This is a genomic window from Marivita sp., from assembly GCF_020055675.1.
Taxonomy (GTDB): Bacteria; Pseudomonadota; Alphaproteobacteria; order Rhodobacterales; family Rhodobacteraceae; genus Marivita.
Genome location: NZ_JAIPUS010000031.1, coordinates 12,918 through 30,332 on the forward strand (window position 1 = coordinate 12,918; position 17,415 = coordinate 30,332).

The following is a 17,415-nucleotide window of genomic DNA, read 5'->3' on the forward strand; positions in this document are numbered from 1 at the left end:
GCATATCGTTCGGGCTGGACATCACAATGTTCCAACATGGGAGTGAAACATGAACAAAATTCTGACAGCCACGGCGGCCTGTGCCCTGATGGCCGGCGGTGCCTTTGCCGGCAGCCACACCAACGACATCAAGATGGGGATCATCCTTGGCTTCACCGGGCCAATCGAATCCCTCTCCCCGGCGATGGCCACCGGCGCCGAGATGGCGATCACGGAAGTTTCCGACAGCGGCATGCTGCTTGACGGCGCGACAGTCAGCCCGGTCCGCGTCGATTCCACCTGCGTCGACAGCGCGGCGGCAACCGCTGCGGCGGAACGCCTGATAACCAGCGACGGCATCAAGGCGATGATGGGCCCCGATTGTTCGGGTGTCACTGGCGCGGTCCTGGCGAATGTGGCGGTGCCGAACGGCATGGTCATGATCTCGCCCTCTGCAACTTCTCCGGCCCTGTCCGAAGCCGAAGACAACGGCTTGTTCTTCCGCACCGCGCCGTCAGACGCCCGCCAGGGCCAGATCTTGGCCCAGATCCTCAATGACAAGGGCATCTCCTCGGTCGCGGTGACCTACACCAACAACGACTACGGAAAGGGCTTTTCCGACGCGTTCGAAGCAGCCTTCGAAGAGGCAGGCGGCACCGTCACGCTGACCGCGCCGCATGAGGACGGAAAAGCGGATTACTCGGCCGAAGTGGGGGCTCTGGCCTCTGCCGGCGGTGATGCGCTGGTCGTGCTGGGCTATGTCGATCAGGGCGGCGCTGGCGTGATCCAGGGCGCGCTCGACAGCGGTGCATTCGACATGTTTGCACTGGGCGACGGCATGATCGGTGACGGGCTGACCGACGCGTTCGGGTCTGACCTTGACGGCACCATCGGCACCGCGCCGGGCAGCGACAACGAAGGCACCGCGAAATTTGCGGAAATGGCCGAGGCCGCAGGCATCGACGGCACCAGCGTCTATGCAGGTGAAAGCTATGACGCGGCCGCGCTGATGCTGCTGGCCATGGCCGCCGCCGGGTCGAGCGAGCCGGGCGACTATGTCGACCAGATCCAGATGGTCGCCAACGCCCCGGGCGAGACGATCATGCCCGGTGAGCTTGCCAAGGCGCTGGAAATCCTGGCCGATGGCGGCGACGTGGATTACCAGGGGGCGACAGGGGTTGAATTCGTCGGATCGGGAGAAGCGGCCGGCAGCTACGCCGAATATCTGGTCGAAGATGGCGCGCTGACAGTCGTGGGCTACCGCTGAGCCGTGCCAGAAAGACCATAACCAAAAACGGCGCAGAATTTCTGCGCCGTTTCAATATTTTCAGAGGCATTGTTCACGCAGTGGATAAGGTATGATCGAGGTCAAGAACCTGCATCGCCATTTTGGTGGTTTCCGCGCGGTTGATGGCGCAAACCTGACCGTGGAAACCGGAACCATAACCGGTCTCGTGGGTCCGAACGGCGCTGGAAAAACGACGCTTTTCAATGTCGTGGCGGGCGTTCTGAAACCAACATCCGGCCAGGTCTTCATGGCAGGTGAAGACGTGACCGGGCTGCCGCCGCATGCATTGTTCCACAAGGGCCTTTTGCGGACCTTCCAGATCGCGCATGAATTCGCCTCCATGTCCTGCCGCGAGAACCTGATGATGGTGCCAGGCGGTCAAACAGGCGAGACGCTGTGGAACACGTGGTTCGGACGCAAGCGGATCGCCGACGAGGAACGCGCGCTGCGCGCCAAGGCGGACGAAGTTCTGGAATTCCTGACGATCGAGCATCTGGCCGACCACAAGGCGGGACAGGTCTCTGGCGGGCAAAAGAAGCTGCTGGAGCTGGGCCGCACGATGATGGTCGACGCGCAAATCGTCTTTCTTGACGAGGTCGGTGCGGGGGTGAACCGCACCCTGCTCAACACCATCGGTGACGCGATTATCCGCTTGAACACCGAGCGCGGCTATACTTTCTGCATGATCGAGCATGACATGGATTTCATTGGCAGGCTGTGCGATCCGGTGATCGTCATGGCCGAGGGCAAGGTTCTCTCGAAAGGCACGATTGACGAGATAAAAGCCGATGAGCGCGTGGTCGAGGCCTATCTGGGCACGGGGCTGAAGAACAAGGACGTGGCCCTATGAGCGGCAACCCGTACCAGGACGATCGCGGCAACACAGACGCCTCTGTCACCAATCCGCACGGACAAGGCAGGCTGACACCTGCGGGAACGCAGCCGAACCCGATGCCGGGCAAGCAGGGACCGTTCCTGGTTGGCGAGAACATGACCGGCGGCTATGGCAAGACCGGCCCCGATATCTTGCATGATTGCACCATTGAAGTTGAGCGCGGCGAAATCGCGGTGATCGTCGGCCCCAACGGGGCTGGCAAGTCGACGGCGATGAAGGCGGTGTTCGGCATGCTCGACCTGCGCCAGGGCCGCGTGCTGCTGGATGGTCAGGACATCACCCAGCTCACCCCGCAGGCCCGTGTTCGTCACGGCATGGGCTTCGTGCCGCAGACCTCCAACATCTTTACTTCGATGACGGTGGAGGAGAACCTCGAGATGGGGGCCTTCATCCGCGAGGACGATTTCCGGTCCTCGATGGAGCAGGTTTACGAACTGTTCCCGATCCTGAGGGAAAAGCGAAACCAGGCGGCGGGAGAGTTATCAGGGGGTCAACGCCAACAGGTCGCCGTGGGCCGGGCGCTGATGACCCAGCCCAAGCTGCTGATGCTGGACGAACCGACCGCAGGGGTTTCGCCCATCGTCATGGATGAACTGTTCGACCGCATCATCGAAGTGGCGCGGACCGGCATTTCGATCCTCATGGTGGAGCAGAACGCGCGCCAGGCGCTCGAGATCGCGGACAAGGGATATGTGCTGGTTCAGGGTGCGAATGGCTATTCCGGCACTGGCAAGGAGTTGCTGGCAGATCCGGATGTGCGCCGATCCTTTCTTGGCGGCTGACGAGAGCGCGGGTGGAGATGTTGAAATTGCATATTTTTGAAGAGAAGATGCCGGGACGGCGGTGCAAGAGTGGCGAAGCGAGGGCGACATGGACCTTTTGAACGGCTTCGTGGCACTGGCCAATTTCGTACTTATCCCGGCGATTGCCTATGGCAGCCAGCTGGCGCTTGGTGCGCTTGGGGTGACGCTGATCTACGGCATCCTGCGGTTTTCCAATTTCGCCCATGGCGACACGATGGCGGTGGGGACCATGTTCGCGGTCCTGACAACATGGGGATTGCAGGCGATGGGTGTCGGCCTTGGCCCCTTCCCCACTGCGCTGCTGGCAATCCCTTTCGGCATTCTGGGAGCGACGGGAATCGTGCTTCTGACCGACCGCTATGTCTACAGGTTCTACCGCGCGCAGAAGGCCAAACCGGTGATCCTCGTGATCGTGTCGATGGGGGTCATGTTCATCTATAACGGCTTCACGCGCATCATCATCGGCCCTGATGACCAGCGCTTTGCCGATGGCGAACGCTTCGTGATATCAGCGCGTGATTTCAAGGAGATGACCGGGCTGGCGGAAGGTCTGTCGCTGCGCACCAGCCAGGTGATCACGGTGATCACCGCGATCGTGGTCGTGGCGATCCTGTTCTGGTTCCTGAACAAGACACGCACCGGCAAATCCATGCGCGCCTTTTCCGACAACGAGGACCTTGCACTGTTGTCGGGGATCAATCCCGAGCGCGTGGTGCTGGTCACATGGCTTATCGTGGCCTCGCTCGCCACGGTGGCCGGGGTGCTTTATGGCCTCGACAAATCGTTCAAGCCATTCACGTATTTCCAGCTTCTTCTGCCGATCTTTGCCGCCGCCATCGTGGGCGGCATGGGCAACCCGCTCGGTGCCATTGCCGGCGGGTTCGTCATCGCGTTTTCCGAGGTCGGGATCACCTATGCGTGGAAAAAGGTGCTGGGATATCTGATGCCCCCCGCGCTGCAGCCCGACGGCTTGATGCAGATGCTGAGCACCGAATACAAGTTCGCGATCAGTTTCGTCATCCTGGTGATCGTGCTTCTGTTCCGGCCAACCGGCCTATTCCGGGGAAAATCTCTATGAGGACCTTTCTGCTCTTTGCCCTCGTGGCGTGTCTCATCCTTGGGACGGGCGTGCTGCAAAGCTGGAATTCTGCACTGCTGATCCTCAACATGGGGCTGGTCAGCGCGGTGATGGCACTGGGTGTTAACCTGCAATGGGGCCTTGCGGGGCTGTTCAATGTCGGGGTCATGGGGTTCGTGGCGCTGGGCGGTCTGGCGGTTGTGCTGGTCTCCATGCCGCCTGTCGGTGCGGCCTGGCAGGCCGGGGGGGGCGGCATCCTGCTGGGGCTCACGCTGGGGGCGGCAAGCATCGTGGCGGCCGTGCTGGTCTGGTCGCGGACGTCCGGCACGCTGCGCGGCTGGGCCACGGCGGCGGTGCTGCTGGTCGGTCTGGTGATCTACCGCATGGTGTTAGATCCGGCAGTCGAGGCGGTCGAGTCGATCGATTCCGCGTCCACAGGCTATCTGGGCGGGCTTGGCCTGCCCGTGTTGCTGGCCTGGCCGGTCGGGGGCGTTCTGGCGGCTGGCGCGGCATGGGTCATCGGCAAGACGGCGCTGGGGTTGCGGTCGGACTATCTTGCAATCGCCACGCTGGGCATTGCCGAAATCGTCATTGCGATCCTAAAGAACGAGGATTGGATGGCGCGGGGCGTGAAGAACGTGATCGGCCTGCCGCGCCCCGTGCCCAACGAGGTGGATTTGCAAAATGATCCGGCGTTCGTCGAGCGTGCGGCGGATTTCGGTATCGACCCGACAACTGCCTCGACACTCTACGTGAAACTGGAATACGGGCTATTGTTCGCGGCAGTTCTGGTCATCCTTCTGGTGCTGTCGCAGCTTGCGCTCAACAGCCCGTGGGGCCGCATGATGCGCGCGATCCGGGACAACGAGACAGCGGCCCGCGCGATGGGCAAGAACGTGACCGCGCGGCACTTGCAGGTTTTTGTCCTGGGATCGGCCATATGCGGTATCGCGGGCGCGATGATGACGACGCTCGACGGCCAGCTGACACCGGGCAGTTACCAGCCGCTGCGCTATACATTCCTGATCTGGGTCATGGTGATCGTCGGTGGATCGGGCAACAACCTTGGCGCGGTGCTGGGCGGGTTCCTGATCTGGTTTCTCTGGGTCCAGGTGGAGCCGATGGGTCAGCTCGTGATGAGCGGCATCACGTCGGGGCTGTCGGACGGATCCTGGCTCAAGGGGCATCTTCTGGACAGCGTGCAGCACATGCGGCTGCTGACCATGGGTGTGATCCTGCTGCTTGTTCTGCGACTGAACCCGCGGGGGTTGTTGCCGGAGCGATGACGCGCTTGGCGACGCTGACCAATCAGCAGGCACGGATTCTCAACCTGACCTGCGAAGGCAAGCTGAACAAGCAGATCGCCTATGACCTGTCGATCGCCGAGACCACCGTGAAGGCGCATGTCACCGCGATCATGCGCAAGCTGCGTGTTCACAGCCGAACGCAAGCCGTGCTCATTGCGCAAGAGGCGCGCTTCAACCGGGTATTGCCAAGCCAAGCGTGATGCTCCTATCATGTCCGGCAGCCAACATTTGGGAACCGGATCGTGGAAGGGAGCAGGGTTTTTCCTCGCGCAGATCGCCGTGAGGCGGCGAGGCCGCGCCAGAGGCGATTGCTGTCGCGCAGGTTCCCAGTGACGCTCAGGATGCCGCGGGTCAAATCGCTGCTCAGCTCGGATCCGGACCGTCCGATCTCGTCTGTTTGTTCGTGTCACCGGATGCGGCGTTCCATGACCTGATCGCGGTGACATCCGGTTTGTTCTCTGACACGGATGTCGTGGCCTGCACCACCGCGAGCGAGATTGGCCGCGCAGGTTATGAAGACCAGCAGATCATCGCGGTTGCATTCCGCAAAGCCCACTTCAGCATCACGACCTATGCCATCGAGAGCCTTGATCGGATCACCGAAGAGGATATCGAGGGCGCCTTGATCGAAACGCGTTTGGCACTTGCTCAGAAAACCCTGGACTGGTCCTCGGAATTCGCTTTCCTGATGGCTGACGGCTTGAGCCTTCGCGAAGAGCAACTGACCGCTTTTCTGTCCGCCTCGCTTGGTCCAACACCGCTTTTTGGCGGCTCGTCCGGTGACGGTGCGCGCTTTGCGCAAACATGGCTTGCCCGGAAAGGCGTGGTCCTGCGCAACGCCGCCATCGTGATGGTGGCGCGGTGCGACAGGCCGGTGCGTGTCTTCAGCCTCGATCACCAGATCCCCACGGAGGCCCGGATGGTGGTCACGTCGGCGTCGCCCGATGGGCGTATCGTGCACGAAATCAACGCCGAGCCGGCCGCGCTGGAATACGCTCGGCTTTTGGGCCTGGACCCGCATCAACTGGATCAATTCACCTTTGCCGCGCATCCCGTTGTGGTCCGTCTGGGCGACACGCACCATGTCCGCGCGATCCGGCAGGTAAAGGCAAACCATGATCTGGTCTTCTTCTCGGCGATCAACGAAGGCATGGTCCTGACCCTTGCCACGCATGACGAAATTGTCGACCATCTGGATCGGGGGCTGGAGTAACTGGCCAAGCACACCCGCCCCGAGTTCATCCTTGGATGCGACTGCATTCTGCGCCGGATCGAAGCGGGCCGCCTCCAGAAAACCTGCGCGGTCTCGGACGTGCTTCGGGCGCATCGCGTGGTCGGGTTTTCGACCTATGGCGAACAGACCGGTGGCCTGCACGTGAACCAGACGCTGACCGGTGTTGCCATTTATCCCCCTGCTCCCGGATGAGGCCGAGACCGGAGATATCCCTGATCGATCCCAGCGACAGCCTGGAGCGGCAGAACGGGCCAACGCCTCGAAGTCGCGCTTTGTCGCTGCCGCAAGCCATGACCTGCTGCAGCCCTTGTCGGCGGCAAAACTGTTCATGGCGTCCTTGTCGGACAAGATCGACACGCCGGATGAAAAGACGGTTCTGGACAAAGCCGAAACCGCGCTTGGTGCGGCGGAACAAATCATCGACGCCTTGCTGAATATCTCGAAACTTGAAGGCGACGGCCCGAGTTTTGACATCCGCCCTGTTGCCCTGCGCGAAATTTTCGATCCCCTGCGCGACGAGATGGATCTTCTGGCCGCGCAAAAAGGCCTGTCGCTGCGGATCGTGGACAGCTCGCAAGTGGTGGACTCCGACCCCGCCTATCTGCGCCGGATCGTGCAGAACCTTCTGACCAACGCGATCCGCTATACCGAAACCGGGCGGGTCGTCGTCGGTGCGCGCCGAAATGGCGACTCTGCCCGGATCGAGGTGTGGGACACCGGGCCCGGCATCGCCGAGGAGGATCAGAACCGGATTTTCGAAGAATTTCATCGGCTGGACGCCAAGGCGAGCAACAATGACGGCCTGGGCCTCGGTCTTGCCATTGTCGAACGGGCCTGCGCGCGATTGGGACACCCTTTGGGTCTTTGGTCCGAACCGGGGCGCGGGTCGTGCTTCATGCTCAACGTGGCGATTGCCCGGCGCTTCGATCCGGTGCGGCCGGCCAAGGCCCGGTCTGCGTCTGCAACCGCGCTCAGGGCGTCCGGGCTGATCATGCTGTTGGTCGAAAACGATCCGCAATTGCGGCGTGCGATGTCGATTCTTATCGAAAACTGGGGCGTCAGCGTGATCGAAAGCGAAGAGGCCGAAAGCGCGCTGCAATTGATGGAGGATCTCGAGATCACCCCTGACGCGCTGCTTCTGGATTACCAGCTTGGCGATGGGGCCAGCGGAACCGAGCTTTTCGAGGAACTGACGCGGCGTTTGGGCCGCCTGCCCTGCGCCATCGTCATGGCAGAGAGGTCGGTCAAATTACGACATGAAACCAAGCGTCTGGGCGTCTAGCTTCTGCTGAAACCGCTGGATCGGACGAAGCTTGTCGAATTTCTTTATGCCGCGGCACAAGACGCCTGAGACGCCGCTATTCAGCCACCTTGCCAATTGTGGCATCCGGGACCACTTGGAACTCCCGGATGCGTTCGGCAATCGCGTCGGGCCAGCGCCGCGCGCGCAGGGCCAGGGCCTCGGATAGAACCAGCGTGCCGGTCACCACGACCCGCGTCTCTGCGCCCGTGCTTCCAGTCAATTCGAGCCGCAAGCTGCTGCGCCGCAACTCACGGACCGTGAGGCGCCATTTCAAACGATCGCCAAGCCGGCTGGGCGCGGGAAACTCCGCGCTGACATTCACGAAAGGCAAGGACAAGCCATTGCTGCCCTGAACCTGACTGATCGGCCAATCAAGCGCCTCGTCCAGCCAATTCTCGATGACTGTATGTACCATCTCGAAATATCGAGGCAGGAAAACGATCCCCGACGATTCGCAATCGCGCAGCATCACGTCATTCACATAGGTGTAAGCCGGCATCACAGGCGTCCTGTCTTGGTTGCGATTTCGGGTCGGTATGCACCCGTGTACCATTTCATCCTACATACGAGATGGTTCTTTCAACAATTTTCGCGCAGGTTGCCCGAAAAAATAGCCGTTCCTGTATGCAGATCGCGCTGTGTGGTGTCTTATCGCGCGATGACGATGTCGGCGCGCAGTCCGCCCAGCGTCTCGCTGACACCAAGACGCAGCACGCCCCCGTGTCCGCGCGCGATATCCGCCGCGATGGCAAGGCCCAGCCCGACACCTGTCCCGGAATCCTGATTGCGCGCCGGATCCAGCCGCACGAAAGGGCGCAGCGCGGCACCCCTCTGGCCAGCGGCGATTCCCGGCCCATCGTCCTCGACCCGGATGCGCAGTGATTTCTCGGTCAGCGCCACGGAGACCTCGCAATGCGTGCCATAGCGTTCGGCATTTCCGATCAGGTTCTCCAAGGCGCGGCGCAACGCGGTCTGGCGCAGGGTGACCTGCCCTGCCCCGTCGACATCGACCAGTGACACCGGCACCCCCGCGCGGGCGCAATCATCGACGATTTCCTGCGCGAACCCCGGCATATCGGTGGGTTCCGGTTGCGCGCTGTCGGCATTGCCACGGGCAAAATCCAGAAACGCGTCGATCAATTTCTGCATGTCGTCGATGTCGCGTTCCAGCGGTTCGCGCTCTGTGTCGTCCAGCATCGACACGCTCAGACGCAGACGGGTCAGGGGCGTGCGCAGGTCGTGGCTGATCCCGGACAACATCATGGTGCGCTGTTCGATCTGCCGTTCTATCCGGGCGCGCATGTCCAGAAAAGCGTGTCCTGCGGCCCGCACCTCGATCGCACCCGATGGCGAATACGCGACATGCCGCCCCCGCCCAAAGGCCTCGGAGGCCTTGGCGAGCCGCTTGATCGGGCGCAGTTGGTTGCGCAAATACAAGTAGGCAATCAGTGTCATGAGCGCGCCGAAAACCACCATGTTCACCAAAAGCTGATGCGGGTTTGACGCGGACGCGCGTTTGCGGTTGAACTCGATCATCTGGACAGGCTCATTTCCGCGCTGCACCCAGATATGGACGGTCCAGTCGTCCACCAGGTGGGCACGCTGAAACCCGACCACATGCTGGTCCAGGGTCCGGATCACCACGATCCCTGAAAAATCATACCAGCGGCGAATATGCGCCTCCGGCACCTGCGCCGCCGAGGTCGGCAGGAAATCGAGGCTCAGACGCTCTGCAAGCCGCGCGTCGTCGTCCCATTCGGGATCGAGCACGGTGTTGATCTGACGCGCGATCTCGCGAGTCATCTGTTCGGTCACACCCTCGAAATGCCGCTGGATGAACACCACCGACACAACAAGCTGCAGCGTCACGACCGGAAGAACCAGGATCAGCGCCGCACGGCCGTAAAGCCCGTCCGGCATGTAGCGTTTGAGCCATTCGAATGTCATGCGGCCACGCTACGCTACCGCGACAGAAAACGGAATGTCCGCAAGCCGCAGGCCTTGCATTATGCCAGCGGTCCTGCTGCTGTCGCCCGCATGATACCCGATCCCCAGACTGGATATCCCCCAACGCCCGGCATCGCCGAACGCATTGGCCCGAACATCCGCCGCGTCTTGGCCCCGAACCCGTCACCGATGACGTTTTGGGGGACCAACAGCTATCTTGTGGGGCAGCGTGATCTTGCCGTGATCGACCCCGGCCCGGATGATCCGGCCCATCTCGCCGCCCTTCTGAAGGCCATTGGCACGGCACGGGTAACCGCGATCCTCGTCACGCATGCGCATGTCGATCATTCGCCGCTGGCCCGGGCCTTGAGCGCTGCAACAAAGGCGCCGATCCATGCCTTTTCGGATGCCATGGGCGGGCGAAGCGCCGTCATGCAGCGCTTGGCGGAAGGTGGGCTTGTCGGCGGCGGTGAAGGCGTCGATGCAGAGTTTGCCCCGGACGAAACCCTGGCCGATGGGGATGTGGTGGAGGGGGCGGACTGGAGCCTCACGGCGCTCCACACCCCTGGTCATTTCGGCAACCACCTGTGCTTTGCGCTCGGCGATGCCGTGTTCTGCGGTGACCTGGTGATGGGCTGGGCCAGCTCGCTTGTCTCTCCGCCGGAAGGCGATCTCACAGATTTCATGGCCTCCTGCCGCCGCCTGCAACAGAGCAATTGGCGCATCTTCCATGCCGGCCATGGTGCCCCGATCGACACCCCGGCCGAGAGGCTCGATTGGCTGATCAGGCACCGCCTGTCGCGCGAGGCCGAGATCCTTGAGGCGCTCGCCGAGGGCCCCGCCACCAGCGCAACCCTCGCCGCGCGGATCTATGTCGATACGCCCCCCGCGCTTCTGCCAGCCGCCACCCGCAATGTCCTGGCGCATCTCATTGATCTGCATGGTAAAAACCGGGTCACCCCGATTGATCACCTCTCGGAGAGGGCGGTTTTTTCTCTGACCTAACCCCGAAACCGACTTTTTTCACCAAACCCTCTGGACGCCCGCCAAGACTGTTGCTAAACGAACCCTCGTGTTCCGGCGTAGCTCAGCGGTAGAGCAGTTGACTGTTAATCAATTGGTCGTAGGTTCGATCCCTACCGCCGGAGCCAAAATCCCCCAGTAGATCAAAGGTTTACGAGACATCTTGCGAAAGATAGCTCTGGGGCACTTGGCGTTAATAGGCAAATAGTAGGCAGTTGAAGCTGATTTGCTCTTAGGGCGTTCGCGTGATTTGACGCCCTAGCGTAGCCATCATCAGCAAATGAACGTCGGTCCTGTGAAGGAGTAACTTGAGATTCGCTGTCACGCGCTTGCAAGGCGATCTGTGGCGCTCATAGTCGAGACCAGAGTAGTATTGTAATCTAAGGTCATTTTGACGTCTTGGGCGCTTCATGAACCTTAAACGGCGGAGACGAAGGGAATGCCTCCGATTTCCATCTGATTGAACGATACCAGTGGGTTAGCAAAAACCTTGCCAGAGGTACTTAACGTCACTGTACCAAATGCCCGTAGTAGAGGAAGCAAAAGTCGCCGAGTTTTCTCTTAAAGAACTCGACGGGAAGCGACGCTATGTTGAGCCTCGATTTGGGTCTGAGCACGGAATTGCCGAGTAACTTTTCCAGATTGAGGAGAACGCACCGGCGTCCGGATCTCGGCAACAACAAGTTAGGGCGCTCAGGTCGAACGGCCCTAACCGGACTCTCAATGCCCTGCTTGGATGCTGCGGTTGCAGCCCGCAAAGCCAACATTAGAGTTGCTACGCACTGGCGGGCGTAGGGCGAGTGTGCACTGTCCCCGGTACTTCTTGACTCCAACCTAACACATTCGACAATCTGTCGGTGCGTCCAGAGCATAAGGCAGCGCCGGACGCCTCGCTTCACGTCTGCCGATAAGAACCCGGCACCGGACCATTCCGGGGAAGGCCGAGACACCCTTGCACTGGAGAGCAAGATGCCATCCTCGAAAACGCCTATGGGCGAGCATGACCACCTGCTGGAGATCTACGAAACGGAAGTCGAGGTCGAATATCGCGGCGAGCGATACTGCGTCCGTGACAACGGCGCAGTCTATCGACTGAACGAATTCCGGAAACGCCCCCGTCCGCTTGACAAAACATGGACCTTCGGACGCCAAAACCTCACGACCGGCTATCACCTTCTGGCCGGCGTGCCGATCCACCGCATTGTTTGCAGCGCCTTCAACGGTCCGCCACCCTCTGATCATCATGTTGTCGATCACATCGACACCAACAGGGCGAATAACAGGCCCGAGAACCTACGCTGGCTCACTAGGCTTGAAAACGCACTCCTGAACGAAATCACCGCACGCCGCATTGAGCTGGCCTATGGTTCGATAGAAGCGTTTCTCGAAGATCCGTCCAGACCCATTAACGAAACGTCCTTTCCCGATATCTCATGGATGCGGACTGTGACCAAGGAAGAAGGTGCCAAAACCAAGTCTCGTTTCGAGGCGTGGGCGAAGAGCGGATCGGTCCCAAGCGGAGGCGCAATCGGCGAGTGGCTGTACGGCACCCGTGAGCGAGCTGACTTCGAGCCGGAGCCGGAAGAGTATGAAAGCCTGACACCATCGGCGATCCAAGTGAAGTGGAAGGTCCCGACCGAGTTTCCCGGATGCCCAGAGGCGGTGTCGGAAGATGGTTTGGAGCGATACGCTCAGAACCTCCGGTTCGGCGGGGTCTTCGCCCGGAACGATATCTACCAGAGCTTGGTCGTTCAATGCGCCCTCGTCGAAGACGGGCTGGTAGTTCTTACCCGTGCTGCGGAAGCTGACGCGATCAAGGACTGGGCTGTCGCCAAGATTACGATCCGTGGTGAGCTGTTCGTTCACCGCAGCGAGCATCAGTATTTCACGCTTCAGGGAGCGCTGAAGACCTTCTGCGAGCTGACCGGCGAGAGTTTGGAGGACAGCATCGACGACTATACGTGATGGGCGCACCATGCATCTTGGTGATTTGTCAGGCCAGCTCAAATGCCGGGCCGGCCCAAACCTGCCTTTCGTGCCAAACGCAGCGGACGACCGGTGTCAGCCCGGAGGTGTCCTCCCCGCCTAACGCGGCAAACGGCGCCCACTTAAGTCCTTTAATCGAACCTTGTGACCAAAACTCGCGTCTGCGCAAGTAAGCACATTGCAACCATACGCCCCAAGTATAGTCTGAACCTTCCGTAGCACTACAAGCGCTGTTAACACGAAGCAGTGCGCTCGATGAGGTTGAGGAAGTTGGACTTCGAAACAAAAAAAAATCTATTCGCTACCGGGCAAGTTCTTGGATTCCCAGTGAATCTGAAGTCAGTCTTGTCCCAGCTGCAGCAAGACATGCGCGATGATTGGTACAGTGACGCGCTGGGATATAATGACATCTTCGCTGACCAAGAATACATTGCGGACACGATTCTGGAATCGCTTAACGGATGGGGTGGGACTTACATCGGTGACATCAGAGTAGTCAGACCTATCCCCAAGAAACAATTCGCTGAACGATACTCCCTCGAGACTGACTTTTTTGATCGATTCGTCTATCAGGCAATCTGCTCATTTTTACTGCCAGAGCTTGACCGAACTCTGTCTCACCGCGTCCTGAGCTACCGCTTCAACCGAGACAGCAATGACGAAAGGTATATTTTTCGAAATAAAATAAATAAATGGCTCGATTATGAAGGATTGACCCGTCGCTTCATTGAAAACAAGGGCGCTCTTGCTGCGACTGACGTCAGCAACTTCTTCGAGAACGTTTCGTCAAAGCAAGTGGTTTCATCCGTACATTCTTTAATCGCACACGCAGAGGCTTCTGGTCACAGGAAGGGCCAGATGCTAGCCGCAGCTCGGTTACTTGAAACACTTCTTGAGAGATGGACGTTGAATGGGGACTTTGGACTCCCCCAGAATAGGGATTGCTCGTCATTCTTGTCCAACGCCTTATTAAGCGGCGTCGACTTCGAAATGCAGCGACGTGGCTACGATTATTACAGATACGTCGACGACATTAGGATTGTTTGTGACAACGACCACGAGGCAAGAAAGTCACTTCAAACGCTAATCTCTCTCTTGAGGGACGTCGGCATGAACATCAACGCCACCAAGACTACGGTACTACGATTTGACAGCGATCAAAAGAAAGTCGAAGAGTATTTTCCGTCGCAAAATCCTTTGGTTATGGCTATCGCTAGCATGTGGAAGTCACGTAGTCGCCGTGTATTTATTCGCTCAATTGAGTACATTGCCCAAATTATACGGGATTCCCTAAAGAGCGGGGAGACCCAGTCGCGAACATTTAGGTTTGCTGTAAACAGGCTAAGTCAGCTTATCGATGCTCAACTTTACGACGTCAACAGCGACGAAGCAAAAGCTCTTTTAGAGTATGCGATTGCCTCACTTGTCTCCGATGCAGTCTCATCCGACCAAATATGCAAACTGATAATCGTTCTTGATCCAGATGAGGTATACCTATCCAAATTGTCAGAGTTCATTCTCGATCGGAAAACATGTATTCATGACTGGCAAAACCATAAGGTGTGGATGCTGCTTGCCTCGTTCCGATTTGACAGTGCCGACTTACGACAGCTAGCGCAGGACATTCTTGCGCAGAATCCGAAAACGGGAGAAGCCGCTGGCATGATGATTTGGCTTCAATCCATCAAGTTTTTGGAGCCGCTCGAAGCCTTAATGGACGAGTACAGTGAGGACTGGCCTTACCAAAATCAAAGGTACTTTCTGATTTCTACTTCGGCATGCTCCGCGGATAGGATAAAGACCTTATTCGGGCGCGTCCCCCCTAAGTTGGTGGGCACCTCTCGCCGCGCAAGAAAAGCCTTCCGAGACGACGGCGTCGCAATTTCAAAGCGTGAGACACCAAGCTTTTCAACCTTGTATGAAGATATCAAGGAGTATCCGTGACTATTTCGACTTTCACATTCTCACGAAACTTCACAGAAGAGGAAAAATCACGCTTCTTCCTTGCAGATGAGAATGGGTTCCGCGAAGTTTCAGCGGCTGAAATTGCGGAAAAAGGAGGTTTTTTAGTATGCCACGACTATTGGATGATCGCACGTGCATTACGTTCATCTTGCGGCGCCTTGCCGAAAAATGTGGTGGATGTTGATGAGTTCAGTATTCTTGCCTCTAAAGATCCCGGTGCGCGGCGCAGGAGAGAGAAGCTTGATGTAGTCGACAGGATGTCGAGCTTCTTGCTGAACGGCGAAGAGACGCTTCTTGCATATAAGAAGAACTTCTACCAAGAAAATACGATTGACCTTGAAGTCCAAGAGAACTTTCATTCGCTCCTTTTAGTCTACTATATCGAGATTTGCAGACGAGCTGCTCAAAACGGAGAACTTGAAAGGTTTTTCGGGATTGAACTTCCCTGCATATCCGTGTGCGCGGACATTTCAAGCAAGGGTATTCCAATAGATGGAGATAGGATATCCGGACACCGGCGTTTAGCCGGGCACGCTTACTATGAAAGTCTAAGGTGCCTTTCCGACGAATTTAGCATCCCGCTCGAAGTACCATCTGAACAAGATGATATTAGGTATGCACGCCGCATAGGAGTGGATCTAGGGGAGTACGGATTGGATTTTGCACTCAATTATCTACCACAAATGACCAACTATGCTTCGGCAGTTCAGAATATTCGAAACCTCTCCGCGGCACGAGAAGTGCTTGACAGCATACCGGTTAAAGCGGACCGGGTATTCCCGACCATAGACACGCAAGGCTCGCGCACTTCCCGCATTTCCGTGCGCTCGCCTTTTCTGCAGAGTCTTCCAAAGCGATATCGCGATATAATCCGCCCAGACGATGCGAAGACTTTGGCCTACGTTGACTTCGATCAGTTCGAAGTTGGGATAATGGCAGCCCTATCAGGCGATAAGGCTCTTCATACGCTGTTTGATGAAAACGATATGTATGAGAGTTTCCGTATCAATCATTTGGAAGGACAGGGCACCAGAAAGGCGGCGAAGGTGCTATTTCTCGCGTATGCGTATGGGATGAAAAAAAAGAACTTGCCGATAGTGGGGGCAAGCTTTGGCCTCGATCGGCGTGTTGTGCGAGAGGCATTCTCTTCTTTTTCCACTTATGAGAAATGGAAACAGGCTAAAGTTGTCGAATTTGAGCGCCGTGGATTTGTGTCGACAAGCTTCGGAAATCGCTTCTATTCTGCTGGACCTACCCCCACGAGAAAAGAAAAGCTATCCGCAATAAGCCAGATCGTGCAGGGAGAAGGCTCTCTGATTTTTAAGAAGGCTCTTCTTTCGGTTGCTGGCATGGCGGACGTTGATGTGCTTCTGCCGATGCACGACGCACTTCTGTTTCAGCATGCGGACCCAGAAACTCCACATCATGTGGTTGCTACGTTTGTGCAAACGATGACCGATCATTTTGACAAAACTATCAAAGGAAAGGCTTCGATTGAGCCGTTTTTCGTGAATGCATGAGATTTAGATTCCCAACATGGACTGTTCGCCACTGGGTATTAGCAAGCAACTGTGGAGCCCGATGTTTAGCTCCTCCCGCGCAGCTTATGCCAAACGCACGACCGCGGACCGCAATGCTCTGCGGCTAACAGTTTTGCTGGCACTCTTAAGCGAACGACAGCTATTTGCGCGTTGCTGTCGTTCGTTACTCACGCAGCGAACTCCCGCTTCCCGCCCTCATTACAAAAGCGATCCTGCCGCGTTGCTGTCAAACAGCCCTGCATCGCGGACGTAGCGCGAGAGCATCAGGTCCGAGGCATGGCCCGTTTGCGCCCGCACTTTGTACGTTGACACCCCAGCCTTGATGGCGCTGGTGGCGAGGCCAGCGCGGAGGCTGTGGCCGCTATAGCCATCGGGATTGATCCCGGCCCCGCAAACCCGGCCCCGCAGGATCGTGGAAACGGCATCGCTGCGGATGCGGTCAGTCGAGATTTTGCCGTGACGATCAACAGGGCGGAACAAGGGGCCTATGTCATCCGCCAGAAGGTCACGCCAAGCAGTCAGGGCCGCAACAGGGCAATGACGGGTCCGGCCAATGGGGATGCCGATTTTGCGACCTTGGCCGGTTTGGTCGGTTTTTGAGCGCCGCAGGGTCAGGATCAGGCCCTCGCGCACCTCGTCAATATCAGTGTGATCAAGCCCGACCAGTTCCGAACAGCGAAAGCCACCCGCCCAACCGATCAACAGCATGGCCCGGTCGCGGTAGTCGCGGGGCGTGTCGCCCATTGCGTCGAGGACCAGAAACAGGTCTTCGCGCAACAGGGGCTTGGCCTGATCCTGTGCGGTGCCTTTGACCCGCTTGATCCCGCGCAACGTGGCACGCACGACCTCGCTTTGGCAGGGGTTGGACCAGCCGTTTGCGGCATGGATCCGGGCCAGAGTCGCGACACGCCGCGCAAGGCTGGACGGGGCCAGCGTGTCGGCATGGTCGGCCAGATAACGGGCGACCTGTTCCGGCGTGGCGGGCAGAGTGCCGCCCCATGCCGCGTAATGCGCGAGGTCGGAGCGATAGGCCTTGCGGGTGTTCTCGGAAATGCTGGCGCGTATG

General features: G+C 58.6%; 14 protein-coding genes, 1 tRNA gene and 1 pseudogene. 13 read left to right on the top strand and 3 right to left on the bottom strand.

Annotation, left to right across the window (positions count from 1 at the left end; genetic code table 11):
* Nucleotides 1-49: 49 nt before the first annotated feature.
* The 8 genes and pseudogenes from LCF59_RS15105 to LCF59_RS15140 all read left to right on the top strand — a co-directional run bounded on the left by LCF59_RS15105 (nt 50) and on the right by LCF59_RS15140 (nt 7,866).
* A complete protein-coding gene (locus LCF59_RS15105) occupies nt 50-1,246 on the top strand; it encodes an ABC transporter substrate-binding protein (RefSeq protein ID WP_292288449.1) in 1,197 nt (398 codons plus the stop codon).
* A gap of 91 nt (nt 1,247-1,337) precedes the next feature.
* Nucleotides 1,338-2,117 carry an ABC transporter ATP-binding protein gene (locus LCF59_RS15110; RefSeq protein ID WP_292288450.1) on the top strand — a complete coding sequence of 260 codons (780 nt, stop codon included), beginning with the start codon at nt 1,338-1,340 and terminating at the stop codon, nt 2,115-2,117.
* Entirely contained in the window at nt 2,114-2,944 is an 831-nt protein-coding gene (locus LCF59_RS15115) for an ABC transporter ATP-binding protein (RefSeq protein WP_292288451.1), read from the top strand. Before LCF59_RS15110 ends, LCF59_RS15115 begins: the two co-directional genes overlap by 4 nt.
* Nucleotides 2,945-3,032: 88 nt before the next feature.
* Nucleotides 3,033-4,043 carry a branched-chain amino acid ABC transporter permease gene (locus tag LCF59_RS15120; RefSeq protein WP_292288452.1) on the top strand — a complete coding sequence of 337 codons (1,011 nt, stop codon included), beginning with the start codon at nt 3,033-3,035 and terminating at the stop codon, nt 4,041-4,043.
* Nucleotides 4,040-5,329, top strand: a complete 1,290-nt coding sequence (locus LCF59_RS15125) for a branched-chain amino acid ABC transporter permease (RefSeq protein WP_292288453.1) — start codon at nt 4,040-4,042, stop codon at nt 5,327-5,329. The genes LCF59_RS15120 and LCF59_RS15125 overlap by 4 nt, the downstream gene beginning before the upstream one ends.
* A 2-nt stretch (nt 5,330-5,331) precedes the next feature.
* A pseudogene (locus LCF59_RS15130) lies at nt 5,332-5,550 on the top strand (response regulator transcription factor); the annotation flags it as partial.
* A 197-nt stretch (nt 5,551-5,747) separates the two neighbouring features.
* The gene (locus tag LCF59_RS15135; protein ID WP_292288454.1) at nt 5,748-6,563 is read left to right on the top strand and encodes an FIST signal transduction protein; all 816 of its coding nucleotides are present in this window, start codon (nt 5,748-5,750) and stop codon (nt 6,561-6,563) included.
* A gap of 184 nt (nt 6,564-6,747) precedes the next feature.
* Nucleotides 6,748-7,866, top strand: a complete 1,119-nt coding sequence (locus tag LCF59_RS15140) for a hybrid sensor histidine kinase/response regulator (RefSeq protein ID WP_292288455.1) — start codon at nt 6,748-6,750, stop codon at nt 7,864-7,866.
* Nucleotides 7,867-7,942: 76 nt separating this feature from the next.
* On the opposite strand, the gene LCF59_RS15145 is transcribed toward LCF59_RS15140, so the two are convergent.
* Nucleotides 7,943-8,386: an acyl-CoA thioesterase gene (locus tag LCF59_RS15145; RefSeq protein WP_292288456.1), complete on the bottom strand. Its 444-nt coding sequence runs from the start codon at nt 8,384-8,386 to the stop codon at nt 7,943-7,945.
* A gap of 149 nt (nt 8,387-8,535) precedes the next feature.
* Complete coding sequence (locus LCF59_RS15150) at nt 8,536-9,834, bottom strand: ATP-binding protein (protein ID WP_292288457.1); 1,299 nt, start codon at nt 9,832-9,834, stop codon at nt 8,536-8,538.
* A 90-nt stretch (nt 9,835-9,924) separates the two neighbouring features.
* On the opposite strand from LCF59_RS15150, the gene LCF59_RS15155 reads away from it, so the two are divergent.
* The 5 genes from LCF59_RS15155 to LCF59_RS15175 all read left to right on the top strand — a co-directional run bounded on the left by LCF59_RS15155 (nt 9,925) and on the right by LCF59_RS15175 (nt 16,328).
* Nucleotides 9,925-10,839 (top strand): MBL fold metallo-hydrolase, encoded by a 915-nt coding sequence (locus LCF59_RS15155; protein WP_292288458.1) that lies wholly within the window; start codon nt 9,925-9,927, stop codon nt 10,837-10,839.
* A 71-nt stretch (nt 10,840-10,910) separates the two neighbouring features.
* Nucleotides 10,911-10,985 (top strand) — tRNA-Asn (locus LCF59_RS15160).
* Between the two features lie 841 nt (nt 10,986-11,826).
* Nucleotides 11,827-12,822 carry an HNH endonuclease signature motif containing protein gene (locus tag LCF59_RS15165; RefSeq protein WP_292288459.1) on the top strand — a complete coding sequence of 332 codons (996 nt, stop codon included), beginning with the start codon at nt 11,827-11,829 and terminating at the stop codon, nt 12,820-12,822.
* A 291-nt stretch (nt 12,823-13,113) separates the two neighbouring features.
* Nucleotides 13,114-14,787, top strand: a complete 1,674-nt coding sequence (locus tag LCF59_RS15170) for an RNA-directed DNA polymerase (protein WP_292288460.1) — start codon at nt 13,114-13,116, stop codon at nt 14,785-14,787.
* Nucleotides 14,784-16,328, top strand: coding sequence for a DNA polymerase (locus tag LCF59_RS15175; RefSeq protein WP_292288461.1), 1,545 nt, complete (start codon nt 14,784-14,786; stop codon nt 16,326-16,328). The genes LCF59_RS15170 and LCF59_RS15175 overlap by 4 nt, the downstream gene beginning before the upstream one ends.
* A gap of 219 nt (nt 16,329-16,547) precedes the next feature.
* Here LCF59_RS15175 and LCF59_RS15180 read toward each other — a convergent pair whose 3' ends face one another.
* Nucleotides 16,548-17,414, bottom strand: coding sequence for a site-specific integrase (locus tag LCF59_RS15180; protein ID WP_292288462.1), 867 nt, complete (start codon nt 17,412-17,414; stop codon nt 16,548-16,550).
* Between the last annotated feature and the right edge of the window lies 1 nt (nt 17,415).